Genomic DNA, 18,007 nt, shown 5'->3' on the forward strand with positions numbered 1-18,007 from the left:
TATTAAAAATAACGACAAGGCGCTGTAATGAACCGACAATCCTGGCTGCTCAACCTCAGCCTGCTGAAAACTCACCCGGCGTTTCGCGCCGTTTTTATCGCTCGCTTTATCTCTATTCTGTCGCTTGGCCTGCTGGGCGTGGCCATTCCGGTGCAGATCCAGATGATGACCCATTCGACCTGGCAGGTCGGGTTGTCGGTGACGCTGACCGGCGCGTCGATGTTTATTGGTCTGGTGGTGGGGGGGGTACTGGCTGACCGCTATGAGCGCAAACGCCTGATCCTGCTGGCGCGCGGCACCTGCGGCGTGGGCTTTGTCGGCCTGTGTCTGAACGCCCTGCTGCCGGAGCCGTCGCTGGCGGCGATCTACCTGCTGGGGATCTGGGATGGGTTCTTCGCTTCGTTGGGGGTGACCGCGCTGCTGGCGGCGACGCCGGCGCTGGTGGGGCGGGAAAATCTGATGCAGGCCGGGGCCATCACTATGCTCACGGTGCGCCTGGGCTCGGTGATTTCGCCGATGATCGGCGGCCTGCTGCTGGCCTCCGGCGGCGTGGCCTGGAATTTCGGCCTGGCGGCGGCGGGGACCTTTATCACCACCTTAACCCTGCTGCGTCTGCCACAGCTGCCGCCGCCTCCGCAGCCGCGCGAGCATCCGCTGCGTTCCCTGCTGGCGGGGCTGACCTTCCTCTGCCAGAGTCCGCTTATCGGCGGGATTGCGCTGCTCGGCGGCCTGCTGACCATGGCCAGCGCGGTGCGGGTGCTCTATCCGGCGCTGGCCGGGAGCTGGCAGATGTCGGCCGGGCAGATTGGCCTGCTGTACGCCGCGATTCCGCTCGGCGCGGCGCTGGGGGCGTTGACCAGCGGCCAGCTGGCCCAGACCGTGCGGCCGGGCGCGCTGATGCTGGCGACGACGGTGTGCTCCTTTGTCGCCATTGCGCTGTTCAGCCTGATGCCGCACTGGGCGTTGGGCGCGCTGTGCCTGGCGCTGTTTGGCTGGCTGAGCGCTATTAGCTCGCTGCTGCAGTACACCCTGATCCAGATCCAGACGCCGGAACATATGCTCGGGCGAATTAACGGTCTGTGGACCGCGCAGAACGTTACCGGCGACGCCATCGGCGCGGCGCTGCTCGGCGGGTTAGGGGCGGTGATGACGCCGGTCGCTTCCGCCAGCGCCAGCGGCTGGGCGCTGGCCCTCATCGGCGTGCTGCTGGTGGGGCTGCTACGCGAGCTGCGCCGTTTCCAGCGCCCGGAAATAGTCAACGAAAGCTGAGTACGGTGCGATTGCCCGGTGGCGGCTACGCCTTACCGGGCCTACGGTACTGGGGCCTCGGGCGTTGTAGGCCGGGCAAGCGCCGCGCCGCCCGGCAAGGTGTTCAGGCCGCGCCGCCCGGCAAAGCGTTCAGGCCGCGTACCCGTCCTGATGGCACGGCCCGCGTTAGCCGAACAGGCTGGAGAGACGCTGGAGCACCAGCAGGGCGCTGTAGTAGTCAAGACGGAAGGTCTCGGTGCCCAGCGGGTAAACGCGTTTGCCTTCGACCGCCGGGAGATGCGCCAGCAGCGGGTTGGCGTAAATGGCATCGACATCTTTCTGGTCGCCGGCGAACAGGAACAGGCTCTGGCCGTTCAGACCGGCCGCCAGGTTCTCCCCGCCCAGCTGCACGATATCGTGGCGTTTGCCCTGACTATGGCTGGCGGGCAGGCCGCCCGGCAGCGTCGCCAGGCTAAAGCCCAGCTGTTCGAGCATCTGCCCCTGGGCCGATTCCGGCGTCCAGATATTGGCGCTGTGCGCGGCGGCGGTATAGACGAGGGCGGTGACCGGCTGCGGCGGCAGCTTCATTTTTTCTTTTAACGAAACGAGCTGTTTATTGAAGTCGGCGATGCGCGCGCTGGCCTGCTGCTCATGGCCGGTGATCTGCCCCAACTGGGTAAGCAGCGTTTGCCAGCTTTTATCGTCATAGTTGATGACCAGCGTCGGGGCGATCGTTTTGAGCTGATCGTACAGCGGCAGGGCGGAGTCGCCGCCGGTGGCGCTCACCAGGATTAGATCCGGCATCTGGGCGGCCACCGCTTCCGCGCTCGGTTCGCCGATGTACAGCCGCGTCAGCTTGCGGGCTTTGGCGACCTCACTCCACTGGCGCAGAAAGCCCTGGCTATCGGCCACGCGGTTGTTCGGGGTGGTGGCGCCGCTGGCGACCACCGGGGCGTCGATCGCCAGCAGCGAGCCGGTGAGGGTCACGCTGGTGGAGACAATGCGCAGCGGCTGGCTCGGCAGGGTGTGCGTCCCGTAGCTGTCGGTGACCTGGCGCGGCCAGTCCGCCGCCTGGGCTGAGGTAATTCCTAAAAACAACAGCATCCCGGCCAGCGCGCCGCGGCGGTAAAAAGAAGAGAAGTTCACGTCATCGCATCCTGATTCGAAGGGTAATAAATGCGTCTCATTTTCAACTTTGCGCCGACAGGATGCAAGCCAAAGTGGCGGCGCGATGACGTAACGCGGTTGACATGACGGGCAATACCTTTTAGGTTAGCCAACCAAAATACAAATGATAATTATTCGTAATATATTTATCGTTTTTGGAGGATGATATGGAAACGTCACTGGCTGAGGATGTACAGAAATCTACCCGGACCTTATCGCCGGACAGCTTCTTCTTTATGTCGCCGTACCGCAGTTTTAGCACCTCAGGCTGCTTCCGCCGCTTCTCATCGCCCGCCGACGGCGGCGATGCGCTGAATGGCGAGTTCCAGCAGCAGATGGCCGCCGCCTTTGCCGAGGCCCGGGCGGCGGGGATCCGCAAGCCGGTGATGGTTGGGGCCATCCCGTTCGACACCTGTCAGCCTTCCGAGCTCTATATCCCGGAGCGCTGGGAAGCGTTCTCGCGCCCGGAAAAACAGCGTTCCGCCCGCTATGCCGCGCCGCTGGAGACGATGGAGGTGGTGGAGCGCCGGGAGATCCCGGAACAGGATGCGTTTTTAGCCATGGTGGAACGCGCCGCCGCGCTGACCGCCACGCCGGAAGTGGACAAAGTGGTGCTATCACGACTTATCGATATCACCACCCGCGATCCTGTCGATAGCGGCGCCCTGATGGAGCGACTGATCGCCCAGAACCCCGCCAGCTTCAACTTCCATGTGCCGCTCTCCGACGGCGGCGTGCTGCTGGGCGCCAGCCCGGAGCTGCTGCTGCGTAAAGAAGGACCACACTTCAGCTCGCTGCCGCTGGCCGGCTCCGCCCGCCGCCAGCCGGACGATGTGCTGGACCGCGAAGCGGGCAACAGGCTGCTGGCGTCTGGCAAAGATCGCCACGAGCACGAACTGGTGACCCAGGCGATGAAGAGCGTGCTGGGCCCGCGCAGCAGCCAGCTGTCGCTGCCGGCATCGCCGCAGCTGATCACCACCCCAACGCTCTGGCATCTGGCGACGCCGATTGAGGGCACGGCGCTGGCGGAAGAAAACGCCATGTCGCTGGCCTGCCTGCTGCACCCGACTCCGGCGCTGAGCGGCTTCCCGCACCAGGCGGCGAAGCGCCTGATTGCCGACCTGGAACCCTTCGACCGCCAGCTGTTCGGCGGCATCGTCGGCTGGTGTGACGATGAAGGCAACGGCGAATGGGTGGTGACCATCCGCTGCGCGCGTCTGCAGCAGCGTACGCTGCGCCTGTTTGCCGGCGCGGGCATCGTTCCGGCCTCCTCGCCGCTAGGCGAATGGCGCGAAACCGGCGTCAAACTGACCACCATGCTTAACGTATTTGGCTTGAATTAAGAGGCAAGGATGATTGCATTTACCCGTTGGCCGGATGAGTTCGCGGCCCGCTATCGCCAAAAAGGCTACTGGCAGGATCTGCCATTAACCAATCTGATCACCCGTCACGCGGAAAACGACGCCGTAGCGATTATCGATGGCGATCGACACATTAGCTACCGCCAGTTTAACCAGCGGGTGGACAACCTTGCCTGCTCTCTGCAGCGTCAGGGACTGAAGCGCGGGGAAACCGCGCTGGTGCAGCTGGGCAACGTCGCCGAGTTTTACATCACCTTCTTCGCGCTGCTGCGCATCGGCGTCGCGCCGGTGAACGCGTTGTTCAGCCACCAGCGCAGCGAGCTTAACGCCTACGCCGCGCAGATTAAACCGGCGCTGCTGATCGCCGACCGCGAGCACGCGCTGTTTGCCGACGATAGCTTTCTTCACGCGTTTATCGCTGAACATCCTTCCCTGCGCGTGGCGCTGCTGCGTAACGACGGCGGCGAGCGCGATCTGGCGACGGAGATTAACCGCCCGGCGGATAACTTTATCGCTAACCCAACCCCTGCCGACGAAGTGGCCTTTTTCCAGCTCTCCGGCGGCAGCACCGGGACGCCGAAGCTGATCCCGCGTACCCATAACGATTACGACTACAGTATCCGCCGCAGCAACGAGATCTGCGGGATTAACGCTGAGACGCGCTACCTCAACGCGCTGCCGGCGGCGCATAACTATGCGATGAGCTCCCCGGGGTCGCTGGGCGTTTTCCTCGCCGGCGGGCGGGTGATCCTCGCCGCCGACCCCAGCGCCACCCTCTGTTTCCCGCTGATTGAAAAACATCAGATCAACGTCGCCTCGCTGGTGCCGCCGGCGGTCAGCCTGTGGCTGCAGGCCATTCACGAATGGGGTAGCAACGCGCAACTGCAATCGCTGCAGCTATTGCAGGTCGGCGGCGCGCGCCTGTCGGCGACCCTTGCCGCGCGCATCCCGGCGGAAATTGGCTGCCAGCTGCAGCAGGTGTTCGGCATGGCGGAGGGGCTGGTGAATTACACCCGCCTTAACGACAGCCCTGAGCGGATTATTCATACCCAGGGCTGCCCGATGTGCCCGGACGATGAAGTGTGGGTGGCGGATGCCGACGGCAACCCGCTGCCGCGCGGCGAAGTGGGCCGCCTGATGACCCGCGGGCCGTACACCTTCCGCGGCTACTACAACAGCCCGCAGCATAACGCGGAAGCCTTTGACGCCGACGGGTTTTACTGTTCCGGCGATCTGATATCGATCGATGAAGACGGGTATATCACCGTCCAGGGCCGGGAAAAAGACCAGATCAACCGCGGCGGCGAGAAGATCGCCGCCGAAGAGATCGAAAACCTGCTGCTGCGCCATGAGGCGGTGATCCACGCCGCGCTGGTCAGCATTGAGGACAACCTGCTGGGCGAGAAGAGCTGCGCTTACCTGGTGGCGACCTCACCGCTGCGCGCCGTCGCGGTGCGCCGCTTCCTGCGCGAGCAGGGGGTGGCTGAATTTAAACTGCCGGACCGCGTGGAGTGCGTTGCCGCGCTGCCGCTGACGCCGGTGGGCAAAGTCGATAAGAAACAATTACGTCAGTGGCTGGCCGAAGGCAAGCTGGGCTGAAGGAGAACAGAAAATGGCAATCCCTAAATTACAGGCTTACGCGCTGCCGGAAGCCAGCGATATCCCGGCGAACAAAGTCAGCTGGGCCTTTGAGCCTTCCCGCGCCGCGCTGCTGATCCACGATATGCAGGAGTATTTCCTCAATTTCTGGGGCGAAAACAGCGCGATGATGGAGAAAGTGGTGGCCAATATCGCCGCCCTGCGCGACTTCTGCAAACAGAACGGCATTCCGGTGTACTACACCGCCCAGCCGAAAGAGCAGAGCGATGAAGATCGCGCGCTGCTGAATGATATGTGGGGGCCGGGGCTGACCCGTTCGCCGGAGCAGCAGCAGGTGATTGCCGCCCTGGCGCCGGATGAAGACGACACCGTGCTGGTGAAATGGCGCTACAGCGCGTTTCATCGCTCGCCGCTGGAGGCGATGCTGAAGGAGAGCGGCCGCGACCAGCTGATCATCACCGGCGTGTATGCCCATATCGGCTGCATGACCACCGCCACCGACGCCTTTATGCGCGATATCAAACCGTTCTTTGTCGCCGACGCGCTGGCGGACTTCAGCCGCGAAGAGCACCTGATGGCGCTGAAATACGTCGCCGGCCGCTCCGGCCGCGTGGTGATGACCGAAGCGCTGTTGCCGCTGCCGGCCTCCAAAGCGGCGCTGCGCGCGCTGATCCTGCCGCTGCTCGACGAATCCGATGAACCGCTGGATGATGAAAACCTGATCGACTACGGTCTGGATTCGGTGCGGATGATGGCCCTGGCCGCCCGCTGGCGCAAAGTGCACGGTGATATCGACTTCGTGATGCTGGCGAAAAACCCGACCATCGACGCCTGGTGGGCGCTGCTTTCCCGCGAGGTGCTATAATGGCGGCGCTGGATTTTCGCGGTCAGACCGTGTGGGTGACCGGCGCAGGTAAAGGGATCGGTTATGCCACCGCGCTGGCTTTTGTGGAGGCCGGCGCCAACGTCACCGGTTTCGACCTCACCTTTGACGGCGAACGCTACCCGTTTGCGACCGAAACGCTGGACGTCGCCGATGCCGACCGGGTGCGCGAGGTGTGCAGCCGCCTGTTGGCGAACACCGAGCGGTTAGACGTGCTGGTGAACGCCGCCGGGATCCTGCGCATGGGCGCCACCGACCAGCTAAGCGCGGAAGACTGGCAGCAGACCTTCGCGGTCAACGTCGGCGGGGCGTTCAACCTGTTTCAGCAGACGATGGCCCAGTTCCGTCGCCAGCGGGGCGGGGCCATCGTCACCGTCGCCTCCGATGCCGCGCACACGCCGCGCATCGGCATGAGCGCCTATGGCGCCTCGAAGGCGGCGCTGAAAAGCCTGGCGCTGACCGTCGGCCTTGAGCTGGCGGGCAGCGGGGTGCGCTGTAATCTGGTCTCGCCGGGCTCTACCGATACCGATATGCAGCGCACGCTGTGGGTCAGCGACGATGCGGAGCAGCAACGGATCCGCGGTTTCGGCGAGCAGTTTAAGCTCGGCATCCCGCTGGGTAAGATTGCCCGCCCGCAGGAGATTGCCAATACCATTCTGTTCCTCGCCTCTGCTCATGCCAGCCATATCACCCTGCAGGATATCGTGGTGGACGGCGGCTCGACGCTGGGGGCGTAAATGGCCTGGAAACGAGCGCTCACGCTGGCGGCGCTGAACGCCAGCAGCGAAAACACCCTGGTGGCGCATCTGGGGATCGTCTACACCCGGCTGGAGGCGGGGCTGCTGGAGGCGGAAATGCCGGTGGATGCCCGCACCCATCAGCCGTTTGGCCTGCTGCACGGCGGGGCCTCAGCGGCGCTGGCGGAGACGCTGGGGTCGATGGCCGGCTGGCTGATGACCGAAGAGGGGCAGTGCGTGGTGGGCACCGAGCTGAACGCCACCCATCACCGGGCGGTCTCCAGCGGGAAAGTGCGCGGCGAGTGCCGCCCGCTGCATCTTGGCCGGCAGAGCCAGAGCTGGGAGATTGTGGTGTATGACGAGAAGGGGCGGCGCTGCTGTACCTGTCGTCTGGGCACCGCGGTGCTGGGCTAAGTAGCCACGCTTTCCCCGGCTTGCGCTGCGCTGAGCCGGGCTACGTATCGGCGCAATGGGTAGCCCGGATAAGGCGCAGCGCGCCGCCATCCGGGAATATCCCTGCTCGGCTGTACTTAGCAGGGCTACGGTTTCTGGGTCAGGAAGCCGCTGTTTCCCCGGTTTGCGCTGCGCTTAGCCGGACTACGGATCTGTAGGTCGGGTAAGGCGTTAGCCGCCACCCGACAAACAAACGGCACCGTTCACGATAATCCTTTCATTCATTTTCCTGCCTTAAGTGATCTCGCTAGCAATGTGAGACAAATCTCTGTGGGTGGACGGCATCTGCGCTGTTTCGATGTTGTTAAATTCTGCGTTGTGTTCTAGAAACAAACTGTAACATCCTGATTACCCTACCGGTGGACCACAACAATGAATAATTCAGGGAAATACCTTATCTGGGCACTGCTCTCCGTGATCGGAGCCTTTGCCCTCGGCTACATTGCTTTAAACCGGGGTGAGCAGATCAACGCGCTGTGGATTGTCGTCGCGGCAGTCTGCGTTTATCTGATCGCGTATCGTTTTTACGGCCTGTATATCGCCAAAACCGTGCTCGGCGTCGACCCGACGCGCATGACGCCCGCGGTGCGGCATAACGATGGCCTCGACTATGTCCCGACTGACAAAAAAGTGCTGTTCGGTCACCATTTTGCCGCCATCGCCGGCGCGGGGCCTCTGGTGGGCCCGGTGCTCGCCGCGCAGATGGGCTATCTGCCGGGGATGATCTGGATCCTCGCCGGCGTAGTGCTGGCCGGGGCGGTGCAGGACTTTATGGTGCTGTTCGTTTCCACCCGTCGCGACGGCCGTTCGCTGGGCGAGCTGGTGAAAGAGGAGATGGGGGCGACCGCCGGGGTGATTGCCCTGGTGGCGACCTTTATGATCATGGTGATCATCCTCGCGGTGCTGGCGATGATCGTGGTGAAAGCGCTGACCCACAGCCCGTGGGGAACCTATACCGTGGCCTTTACCATTCCGCTGGCGCTGTTTATGGGGATCTATATTCGCTATCTGCGCCCGGGGCGCATTGGCGAAGTGTCGGTGATTGGGCTGGTATTGCTGGTGTTCGCCATTATCTCCGGCGGCTGGGTAGCGGAAAGCCCGACCTGGGCGCCGTTCTTTGACTTTACCGGCGTCCAGCTCACCTGGATGCTGGTGGGCTACGGCTTTGTCGCCGCGGTGCTGCCGGTCTGGCTGCTGCTCGCCCCGCGCGACTACCTCTCCACCTTCCTGAAAATCGGCACTATCGTCGGTCTGGCGATCGGCATTCTGATTATGCGTCCGACCCTGACCATGCCGGCGCTGACCAAATTTATCGACGGCACTGGCCCGGTATGGACTGGCAACCTGTTCCCGTTCCTGTTTATCACCATCGCTTGCGGCGCGGTGTCGGGCTTCCACGCCCTGATTGCCTCCGGTACCACGCCGAAGATGCTGGCGAATGAAAATCAGGCCTGCTTTATCGGCTACGGCGGCATGCTGATGGAATCCTTCGTGGCGATTATGGCGCTGGTGGCCGCCTGTATCATTGACCCGGGCGTCTACTTCGCGATGAACAGCCCGATGGCGGTGCTGGCGCCGGCGGGAACCACCGATGTGGTGGCGTCGGCGGCGCAGGTGGTGAGCGGTTGGGGCTTTGCGATTACCCCGGAAACGTTGACGCATATCGCGAATGAGGTGGGCGAGCAGTCCATCATCTCCCGCGCCGGCGGGGCGCCTACGCTGGCGGTGGGCATGGCCTACATTCTCCACGGCGCGCTGGGCGGGTTGATGGACGTCTCGTTCTGGTACCACTTCGCCATTCTGTTTGAAGCGCTGTTTATCCTGACGGCGGTGGATGCCGGCACCCGTGCGGCGCGCTTTATGCTGCAGGATCTGCTGGGGGTGATCTCCCCGAACCTGAAGCGTACTGACTCTTTACCGGCTAACCTGCTGGCGACGGCGCTGTGCGTGCTGGCGTGGGGCTACTTCCTCCATCAGGGAGTGGTCGATCCGCTGGGCGGCATTAACACCCTGTGGCCGCTGTTCGGTATCGCCAACCAGATGCTGGCGGGGATGGCGCTGATGCTCTGCGCAGTGGTGCTGTTCAAGATGAAACGTCAGCGCTATGCGTGGGTGGCGCTGGTGCCGACGGCCTGGCTGCTGATCTGTACCCTCACCGCCGGCTGGCAGAAGGCCTTCAGCCCGGACAATAAAGTGGGCTTCCTGGCGATTGCCAACAAGTTCCAGGCGATGATCGACAGCGGCAAAATCCCGGCGCAGTACACCGAGTCGCAGCTGGCGCAGCTGGTGTTTAACAACCGTCTCGATGCCGGGCTGACCATCTTCTTTATGATCGTGGTGGTGGTGCTGGCGCTGTTCTCGATTAAAACCGCGCTGGCGGCGCTGAAAGAGAATAAACCGACGGCGAAAGAGACACCGTATGAGCCAATGCCTGAAAACCTGGACGCGATAGTGACCCAGGCGAAAGGGGCGCATTAACCTGTGTGCCGGGTGGCGGCTTCGCCTTACCCGGCGTACTTTTTCTGTGAGATCAGAATTATGTTCGACACCCTTTCCAAAGCAGGTAAGTACCTGGGCCAGGCCGCCAAAATGATGATCGGCGTGCCGGATTACGACAACTACGTCGAGCACATGCGCGTCAACCATCCGGATCAGACGCCAATGACCTGGGAAGCATTTTTCCGCGAACGCCAGGACGCCCGCTACGGCGGCAAGGGCGGGGCGAAGTGCTGTTAACCCTCTTTCGGCAGATAGAGGCTGATCTGCTCCTGCTTACAGCCGTAGAGCGCCGCCAGCTTCTCGCGGGTGCGCTTCTGCGGACGGGAGTCCAGCGCTTCCAGCTGTGACACGGCGGACTGGCTGATGCCGAGCTTTTCGGCGACCTCCTGCTGGGACATCCCGCGCAGGATGCGCCACGCAGCCTGCAGGCTGACGTTTTCTTTATGCATCACGTCGCATACTTCGCCTGGCAGCATGACGTTATCATAGATGTCTGATTCATAAGGGATATCTTCCCAGTCCCTTTCATCCTCGTCGTCGTACTCCAGCAGAGCCAGGCGCATACGAAAGTAATCACTGTAAGGAATGACGACATACTGGTCTTTTCCTTCTTCATCCTTGATGTACTGAATAGTCATATTCGGCATGCTCCTCATGCAGGTAGGTGGTGGTGGTTCGGCGTTTAACCGCCACTATCGATTTTAGAAAATGGCTTATCTGCCGTTTTTGACCAGACAATCTTCATCCGTACCTCCACTGTGCGACCACACAAAATATAAGGAAATAATAAGACTATTAGATAAATCCCGAATTTCTTATGGGGTAGGGTAGAGCGGAGAAAAAACGCAGGTAAGCGGCAAAACGCAACCCGTCGAGGCGGCTCGAAAAGGCCTCTGCCGGGCGACAGAGGCTTGCAGAAAATGTGCGATCAGGCGTTCAAACCGCCATCCACATCCAAACCGGTGCCGGAGATCTGCCCGGCGGCCGGGCTGGCGAGGAAGGTGACCGCCGCGGCGATGTCTTCCGGCTGGCCGTAGTGACCTAACGCAATAAGTTGACGCTGGGCATCGGCCTGCTCGCCGTCTTCCGGGTTCATATCGCTGTTGGTCGGGCCGGGATGGACGAGGTTAACGGTGATCCCGCGGGGGCCTAAATCGCGCGCCAGGCCGCGGGTAAGGGAGTTGAGGGCGGACTTGGTCATCGAGTAAACCGCGATGCCCGGCTGCGCCACGCGGTTAGCCAGACAGCTGCCGATGTTGATGATGCGCCCGCCGTCTGACATATGCACCAGCGCCTCCTGGATGGCGATAACCACCCCACGAATATTGACGTTGATAAGCGCGTCGATGTCCGCCAGCGTCATGGACTCCAGCGGGCCGCCGCGCGCGATCCCGGCGTTGTTGACCAGAATGTCCAGCCCGCCGAGGGAACGCGCCGCATGGGTGACGGCATCCTGAATCGCCTGCGCGCTGGCGCTGTCGGCCTGCACCGCTTCACCGTGCCGGCCCAGCGCTTTTATTTCATCGGCGACCGCCTGGGCTTTATCGGCCGATTTTTCATACGTAATAACCACATCGGCGCCGGCGCGCGCCAGCGACAGGGCGATAGCACGACCCAACCCACGGCTGGCGCCGGTAACCAGCGCCTTCTTACCTGTTAAATCGATCTGCATGATGACCTCGTTGCGAGAGTGGTGAGAATCATCATTAGGTATAGACGGTCGGGGTGATTAACGGCTGAAGTATTCCACCTTCTCAAACGCCGCGCGCAGAACCTCAGGGGTTAACGTCACCGGTAAATAGTGAATCGACTCGCCCGGGCGCAGGGTATGGGCAATGACCCGGTCAAGCTCTGCGCGGTTAGTGATATCGACCTCCAGCGCCGCCAGCGTCGCCGGCAGGTTAAAGCGCTGCCAGGCCTGCACCAGCTGCGCCAGGACCTCATCCTGACCGAGCAGGGCGCTTTGCACCAGAATGCCGTAGGCCACCTTGGTGCCGTGGAGGAATTTATCCGTCTGCGGCAGCACCGTCAGCCCGTTATGCACCGCGTGGGCGGCGGCGACCCGGGTGTAACGTTCCCCCAGCCCGCCAACCATCCCGCCGCCGGCGATAACCGCATCCACCACATCGCGAAACGCCTGGCTCAGCTCGCCGCGGCGCTGGTCCGCCAGCGCCGTTTCGCTGCTGGCCAGCAGCACGTCGCGGATCGCCAGCGCGCCGTTAATCCCCAGCCGCACGGTGAGCGGCAGGGCCTCCGGCTGCGGCGCCAGCACCACTGCCTCATACCATTTGGCTAAGGTGTCGCCAATGCCCGCCAGCAGGTACTCCGCCGGGGCGTTGAGAATGATGCGCGGCTCGACCAGCACCAGGAAATTCGCGTCATCGAAGATCTCAAAATTCAGGGCCTGTCCGGCGTCGCTGTACCACACCGACAGCGGCGTCCATGCCGCGCAGGTGGCGGCGATGGTCGGGATGGCCACCAGCGGAACCCCCAGGCGGCGGGCCAGCACTTTCGCGCTGTCGAGCAGCGCGCCGCCGCCTACGCCAATCACTACCGCCCGATCGTCACCTGAGGCCTGCGCCAGCGCCGCCACATCGCGTTCGCTGCAGTGGCCGGTAAAGCGGATCTTTTTTGCCTCCGGCAGGTGGAAGGCCGCCGGCAGAAAAGGTTCGGCGCCGGCCAGGGCGCGCTCGCCATAGACCCACACCGCCCGCGATAGCTGGTCGGCGTTAAAAAAATCGCTTAACCGCTGAAGGCTGCCAGGGTGGGAGAAATAGTTGGCCGGGCCGGGCACGACGCGGATTTCGCTGTTGCTCATGAAAGCTGTCCTTATAGGTGTTGGGCTAACCTGATGTTATGTCTGGACATCCAGATGGCTAATATTATTTCGTTGTATCTTATGCTTTTTACGCAGTTGTCAGCCAGCGGCGGCTATGAAAAATTCGTTAAATCAGAAGATTAATTGCCGCACGGGAGCAGTGATGAGCGCGAATCGCCTTGAGATGCATAACATTAGCCTGGCCTTCTCCGGCTTTCAGGCGCTGAACAAGGTGGCCTTCACCCTTCATGGCGGGTCGGTGCATGCCCTGACCGGCGCTAACGGCGCGGGTAAGTCGACGCTGATGGCGGTGCTGTGCGGCACCCACGCCCATTATCAGGGCGAAGTGACGATCAATAACCAGTCGGTCACTATTCGTTCGCCTCGGGATGCCAAACAGCTGGGGATCCACCTGGTGCAGCAGGAGGTGGACGTGGCGCTGGTGCCGGGCCTGAGCATTGCCGAAAACATCATGCTGGACAGGCTGGCGGAGCCGGGGACGACCTTCCGCTGGTCGCGGGTTCGGCAGCTGGCGCGCGAGGCGCTGGCGCAGCTGGACGTGGCGCTGGACGTCAGGCGCTCTATTGACAGCTGCACGCTCGCCGAAAAACAGCAGATCCTGCTGGCCCGCGCCCTGTCGCACCATTGCCGCTTTCTGATCCTCGATGAACCCACCGCGCCGCTGGATCAGCATGAAAGCGAACGCCTGTTTGCGGTGGTACGCCGTCTGCAGCAGCAGGGGATCGGGGTGGTGTTTATTTCGCACCGCATCCACGAGCTGAAGGCGATCTGCGACACCCTGACGGTGCTGCGCGACGGGCGTCTGATTGAGAGCGGCCCGATGGCGCCGCTGAGCGGGGAACAGATTGTCGAAAAGATGCTGGGCCACGAGCTGAGCGATATCTTCCCGCCGCCGCGTCCACCGCACGGTGAAGACGTGCTGCTGCAGGTGGAAGGGCTGCACGATGAGGCGCTGCTGCAGGATATCTCGCTGCGCCTGCGTAAGGGGGAAATTCTGGGTATCGCCGGGCTGGCCGGGGCGGGCAAAACCGAGCTGTGCAAAGCGCTGTTCGGCGCCAGCAAAAGCCGGGTGCAGCGCGGCGAGCTGAACGGCCAGCCGTGGCGGCCGCGGGATCCCGCCGACTCGGTGGGGCGCGGCCTGGCGCTGGTCCCGGAGGAGCGGCGCAAAGAGGGCATTTTCATCGAAGAGCCGATCGCGATGAACCTGGCGGTCAGCGCCGATAACCACTTTTCGCGCTGGAGCCTGTTCGGCCATCGCCAGGCCTGGCGCTGGGCGGAGGAGGTGATTGCCCGCCTCGGCGTGCGCGCCACCGGTCCCGGTCAGACGCTGCGCCGTCTGTCCGGCGGCAATCAGCAGAAGGTGGCCATTGGCAAATGGTTGCGCGGCGATGCCAACGTTTTGATTTTTGACGAACCGACCAAAGGGGTCGATGTGAAAGCGAAAACCGATCTGTTCATACTGATCGATGGTCTGGCGCGGGAAGGCAAAGGGGTGATTTATGCCTCGGGTGAATTCGCCGAGCTGGTCGGTTTATGCGATCGCATCTGCGTACTATGGGACGGACGGATCGTGGCGGAGATCCCCGGCGCGGAAGCCCGGGAAGAGACACTGCTTTATTATTCAACCGGAGGAGCGGCAGCGTGAGCAAGGCCCTGGCAGTGAACGCGACGGTATCGGGCCGTCAGCGATTTTTTGATTTTCTCTATAAGTGGGGCATGTTGCTGACCGTGGTGCTGCTGGTGGCGGTCTTTGGCTTCGCCTCGGACAACTTCCTTGACCCGTTCAACATCATCAACATTCTGCGCTCGATAGCCATCGTGACGGTGATTGCCATTGGGGTGTCGATTTCCCTCACCATCGGCGGCTTCGATCTGTCCGTCGGATCGACGGCGTCGCTGGCCAACGCCCTGGTGATCTCCCTGTTTGTCTGGCACGGCCTGGGGACCACCGAAGCTATCCTGATCACCCTCGCGCTCTGCACCCTGGTGGGGCTGTTTAACGCCTTTCTGATCGTGGTGCTGCGCATCCCCGACATGCTCGCCACCCTGGCCAGCCTGTTTGTGATTCAGGGGGTGGCAATGACATACAGCTACGGCGGGTCGATTACCGAAAACATGGTGCTGCCGAGCGGCGAGATGGCAGAAGGCACCATCCCGGCGGCATTTGGCGCGCTGGGCCAGGTGCCGACTATCGTCATCATCATGCTGGTGGTGACGCTGGTCGCCCAGCTGGCGCTGTCGTTCACCACCCACGGCCGGCGGATGTACGCCATCGGCGGCAACCCGGAGGCGGCGCGGCTCTCCGGCCTGCGGATCACGCGTTATAAAGTGGCGGCGTACGTGATTGCCTCGCTGCTGGCCGGGCTCGGCGGCATTCTGCTGGCCTCGCGTATCGGATCGTCGCAGGTTAACGCCGGCGGCGGCTATCTGATGGACGCGGTGGCGGCGGCCTGGATCGGCTTTTCGCTGGCCGGCTCCGGCAAACCGAACGCCCTGGGGACGCTGGTGGGGGCGGTGATCCTCGGCGTGCTCTCCAACGGGCTGGTGATGCTCTCGGTGCCGTATTACGCGATGGACATTATTAAAGGGCTGGTACTGGCTGGCGCGCTGGCACTGACCTATTTTCAGCGCCGTACTTAACATTTTACAGGGTAAACCGCATGAAAAAGATCGCACTCTCTCTCATTACGCTGGGTCTGCTGCAGTCGACGGCGGCGCTGGCCACCGCCCCGACGCCGGTGCCGGCGGCCATTGCCGAACACAATGGCCCGATCCGCATTGCAGTGATCCGCAACCTGGGGTCTGACGATAACACCACCCAGTTTGTCGCCGGGGCGCTGCAGGAAGGCAAAAAGCTCGGTTTCAAAATCAGCACCTTCCTGAGCAACGGCGATGACGCCAAATTCCAGGACTTCGTCAACCAGGCGATCAGCCAGAAATACGACGGCATTATTCTCTCCCAGGGGCGTGACCCCTATTCGACGGCCCTGGTGAAGAAGGCGGTGGACGCCGGGATCAAAGTGGCGGTGTTCGATACCGCGGTGAGCGGCGAGATCCCCGGCGTGACGGTCAGCCAGCAGGATGACGCCTCACTGACCGATCTCTCCTTTGGCCAGCTGGTGAAAGACTTCAACGGCAAAGCCAACATCGTCAAGCTGTGGGTGGCGGGTTTCCCGCCAATGGAGCGCCGTCAGGCGGCTTACCAGACGCTGCTGAAGCAAAATCCGGGGATTAAAGAGCTGGAGTCGATCGGCGCCGTTTCGTCCGATGTGCAGGGCGACACTGCCAACAAGGTGGGGGCGATCCTCGCCAAATATCCGAAAGGGAAAATCGACGCTATCTGGGGCACCTGGGATGCCTTTAGCCAGGGGGCCTATAAGGCGCTGAAAGAGAACGGCCGCACCGAGATCAAACTCTACAGTATTGATATTTCCAACCAGGATCTGCAGCTGATGCGCGAAGCCGGCAGCCCGTGGAAGGTGAGCGTGGCGGTGGATCCGAAGCTTATCGGCGCGACCAACGTGCGGCTGATCGCCAATAAGATCGCCGGCGAGCCGACGCCGGCCACCTACGACTTCAAGGCGGCGGCGATCCCGCAGGCGCTGCTGGCGGCCCAGCCGGGGGCGGTGAACGTGGCCACGCTGGGGAAAATCATTCCGGGCTGGGGCCAGACGGAAGACTTTATCGCGCCGTGGTTTGCGACGCTGGAAGCGAAAAACAAATAAAACGAAGCCGGGTGGCGGCGGGGGCGGCCTGTTGCCCTTTCCCACAGGGAGAGGGGGAAAACCAACAGCGCCCGTAGGCCCGGTAAGCGCAGCGCCACCGGGCGAAAGGAATTCCCTATGTCAGCATTACCTTCCCCAGAATACAGCCGCAATATGCGGCTGATCGGCCATAGCGACCAGGGCGGTCGTCCGGACGGCGTCCAGCTGATGGTGCACCGCGGATTCGCCTATATCGGCCATATGGTGTCGCAGGGTTATTCCGTGGTCGATGTTCGCGATCCGACCCGGCCCACCACGGTCAACTATATTGCCGCGCCGCCGGGCACCTGGAACGTGCATCTCCAGGCGCATGACGATCTGCTGCTGGTGATCAACGCCCGGGATCTGTTTGCCGATGCCCGTTTTGCCGATGAGAAGGTGTACTACACCCGCTCGGTGGGTGACACGGTCAGCGATGTGCAGGACAAAGGCTGGAGCGCCGGGCTGCGCGTGTTTGATATCTCCACGCCGGATAAGCCGCGTGAAATTGGCTTTCTGTCGCTGAGCGGTATCGGCATTCACCGCATCTGGTACGTCGGCGGCCGCTGGGCGTATGTGTCCGCGCTGATCGACGGTTTTACCGACTACATCTTCCTGACCATCGATCTGGCCGATCCGCGTAAACCGCAGGTTGCCGGGCGCTGGTGGTTGCCGGGGATGCACCAGGCGGGCGGTGAAACACCGGACTGGCCGCAGGGTAAACGCTATGCGCTGCACCACGCCATTATTGCCGGGGATACCGCCTACGGCAGCTGGCGCGACGGCGGCCTGACGCTGCTGGATGTCAAAGACCGTACCCAGCCGACGCTGATCAGCCATCGCAACTGGAGCCCGCCGTTCGGCGGCGGAACGCATACCGCGCTGCCGCTGCCGGATCGCGATCTGCTGGTGGTGCTGGATGAAGCGGTGCTCGACAATCAGGAGGACGGCGAGAAGCTGATCTGGCTGTTTGATATTCGCGAGCCGGCGAACCCGGTAAGTATCTCAACTTTCCCACAGCCTGATGAAATCGACTATGTGGCGAAAGGGGCGCACTTCGGGCCGCATAACCTGCATGAGAACCGGCCGGGGAGCTTTGTCAGCTCAACGCTTATCTTCGCCACCTATCAGAATGCCGGCGTGCGGGCGTACGATATTTCCAACCCGTATCGTCCGCTGGAGACCGGGGCGCTGGTGCCGGCTGCTCCTGAGAGGATGATGGATACCCGTCCCGGCCGCCCGCGGGTGATCCAGTCCTGCGATGTGTTTGTCGATGCGCAGGGCATTATCTACAGCACCGATTACAACGGCGGGCTGTCGGTGATTGAGTATCTGGGGTGAGGACAAGGTAAACGCAAAATTGTGCTCGCATGTCTGCCGGGTGGCGGCTTTCGCCTTACCCGGCCTACAAAAGACTGCAATATCAAACCGTCATGCGGTTATCTGTAGGCCCGCGCAAGCGCAGCGCCGCCGGGCAA

General features: G+C 62.4%; 16 protein-coding genes and 1 pseudogene. 12 read left to right on the top strand and 5 right to left on the bottom strand.

Annotation, left to right across the window (positions count from 1 at the left end):
- The first annotated feature begins 27 nt into the window (after positions 1-27).
- The gene (gene entS / locus MKR05_RS16005) at positions 28-1,269 is read left to right on the top strand and encodes an enterobactin transporter EntS (protein WP_248569267.1); all 1,242 of its coding nucleotides are present in this window, start codon (positions 28-30) and stop codon (positions 1,267-1,269) included.
- A gap of 165 nt (positions 1,270-1,434) precedes the next feature.
- Here entS and fepB read toward each other — a convergent pair whose 3' ends face one another.
- Positions 1,435-2,394 carry a Fe2+-enterobactin ABC transporter substrate-binding protein gene (gene fepB / locus MKR05_RS16010; RefSeq protein WP_032455076.1) on the bottom strand — a complete coding sequence of 320 codons (960 nt, stop codon included), beginning with the start codon at positions 2,392-2,394 and terminating at the stop codon, positions 1,435-1,437.
- Positions 2,395-2,582: 188 nt separating this feature from the next.
- On the opposite strand from fepB, the gene entC reads away from it, so the two are divergent.
- The 7 genes from entC to MKR05_RS16045 all read left to right on the top strand — a co-directional run bounded on the left by entC (position 2,583) and on the right by MKR05_RS16045 (position 10,184).
- On the top strand, positions 2,583-3,758 hold the full coding sequence (gene entC, locus MKR05_RS16015) for an isochorismate synthase EntC (protein ID WP_023288784.1): 1,176 nt from the start codon (positions 2,583-2,585) through the stop codon (positions 3,756-3,758).
- A 9-nt stretch (positions 3,759-3,767) separates the two neighbouring features.
- On the top strand, positions 3,768-5,375 hold the full coding sequence (gene entE, locus MKR05_RS16020) for a (2,3-dihydroxybenzoyl)adenylate synthase EntE (protein WP_064155093.1): 1,608 nt from the start codon (positions 3,768-3,770) through the stop codon (positions 5,373-5,375).
- 13 nt (positions 5,376-5,388) lie between these two features.
- Positions 5,389-6,240: an enterobactin biosynthesis bifunctional isochorismatase/aryl carrier protein EntB gene (gene entB / locus MKR05_RS16025; protein WP_226327201.1), complete on the top strand. Its 852-nt coding sequence runs from the start codon at positions 5,389-5,391 to the stop codon at positions 6,238-6,240.
- 8 nt (positions 6,241-6,248) lie between these two features.
- Positions 6,249-6,995, top strand: coding sequence for a 2,3-dihydro-2,3-dihydroxybenzoate dehydrogenase EntA (entA, locus tag MKR05_RS16030; RefSeq protein WP_102004518.1), 747 nt, complete (start codon positions 6,249-6,251; stop codon positions 6,993-6,995).
- The gene (gene entH, locus MKR05_RS16035; protein ID WP_023319943.1) at positions 6,996-7,409 is read left to right on the top strand and encodes a proofreading thioesterase EntH; all 414 of its coding nucleotides are present in this window, start codon (positions 6,996-6,998) and stop codon (positions 7,407-7,409) included.
- A gap of 411 nt (positions 7,410-7,820) precedes the next feature.
- Entirely contained in the window at positions 7,821-9,926 is a 2,106-nt protein-coding gene (gene cstA / locus MKR05_RS16040) for a pyruvate/proton symporter CstA (protein WP_023288789.1), read from the top strand.
- Positions 9,927-9,986: 60 nt separating this feature from the next.
- A complete protein-coding gene (locus tag MKR05_RS16045) occupies positions 9,987-10,184 on the top strand; it encodes a YbdD/YjiX family protein (RefSeq protein ID WP_048334973.1) in 198 nt (65 codons plus the stop codon).
- On the opposite strand, the gene MKR05_RS16050 is transcribed toward MKR05_RS16045, so the two are convergent.
- The 4 genes and pseudogenes from MKR05_RS16050 to MKR05_RS16065 all read right to left on the bottom strand — a co-directional run bounded on the left by MKR05_RS16050 (position 10,181) and on the right by MKR05_RS16065 (position 12,765).
- The gene (locus MKR05_RS16050) at positions 10,181-10,585 is read right to left on the bottom strand and encodes a helix-turn-helix transcriptional regulator (protein WP_044521555.1); all 405 of its coding nucleotides are present in this window, start codon (positions 10,583-10,585) and stop codon (positions 10,181-10,183) included. The genes MKR05_RS16045 and MKR05_RS16050 overlap by 4 nt on opposite strands.
- Positions 10,560-10,643 (bottom strand): annotated as a pseudogene (locus MKR05_RS27050) (type II toxin-antitoxin system RelE/ParE family toxin); the annotation flags it as partial. The gene MKR05_RS16050 and the pseudogene MKR05_RS27050, both read right to left, overlap by 26 nt.
- 232 nt (positions 10,644-10,875) lie before the next feature.
- Entirely contained in the window at positions 10,876-11,619 is a 744-nt protein-coding gene (locus MKR05_RS16060; RefSeq protein WP_023288792.1) for an SDR family NAD(P)-dependent oxidoreductase, read from the bottom strand.
- A 57-nt stretch (positions 11,620-11,676) separates the two neighbouring features.
- A complete protein-coding gene (locus tag MKR05_RS16065; protein ID WP_044521557.1) occupies positions 11,677-12,765 on the bottom strand; it encodes an oxidoreductase in 1,089 nt (362 codons plus the stop codon).
- Between the two features lie 163 nt (positions 12,766-12,928).
- On the opposite strand from MKR05_RS16065, the gene MKR05_RS16070 reads away from it, so the two are divergent.
- The 4 genes from MKR05_RS16070 to MKR05_RS16085 all read left to right on the top strand — a co-directional run bounded on the left by MKR05_RS16070 (position 12,929) and on the right by MKR05_RS16085 (position 17,870).
- Positions 12,929-14,431: a sugar ABC transporter ATP-binding protein gene (locus tag MKR05_RS16070; protein WP_064155094.1), complete on the top strand. Its 1,503-nt coding sequence runs from the start codon at positions 12,929-12,931 to the stop codon at positions 14,429-14,431.
- Positions 14,428-15,426 carry an ABC transporter permease gene (locus tag MKR05_RS16075; RefSeq protein WP_032455088.1) on the top strand — a complete coding sequence of 333 codons (999 nt, stop codon included), beginning with the start codon at positions 14,428-14,430 and terminating at the stop codon, positions 15,424-15,426. The genes MKR05_RS16070 and MKR05_RS16075 overlap by 4 nt, the downstream gene beginning before the upstream one ends.
- A gap of 20 nt (positions 15,427-15,446) precedes the next feature.
- Positions 15,447-16,511 carry a sugar ABC transporter substrate-binding protein gene (locus MKR05_RS16080; protein ID WP_032455089.1) on the top strand — a complete coding sequence of 355 codons (1,065 nt, stop codon included), beginning with the start codon at positions 15,447-15,449 and terminating at the stop codon, positions 16,509-16,511.
- Positions 16,512-16,628: 117 nt separating this feature from the next.
- Positions 16,629-17,870 (top strand): LVIVD repeat-containing protein, encoded by a 1,242-nt coding sequence (locus MKR05_RS16085; protein ID WP_248569268.1) that lies wholly within the window; start codon positions 16,629-16,631, stop codon positions 17,868-17,870.
- Positions 17,871-18,007: the final 137 nt, after the last annotated feature.

Origin of the sequence: Klebsiella sp. K5-204 (assembly GCF_030128585.1) — a bacterium.
GTDB lineage: Bacteria > Pseudomonadota > Gammaproteobacteria > Enterobacterales > Enterobacteriaceae > Klebsiella > Klebsiella quasipneumoniae.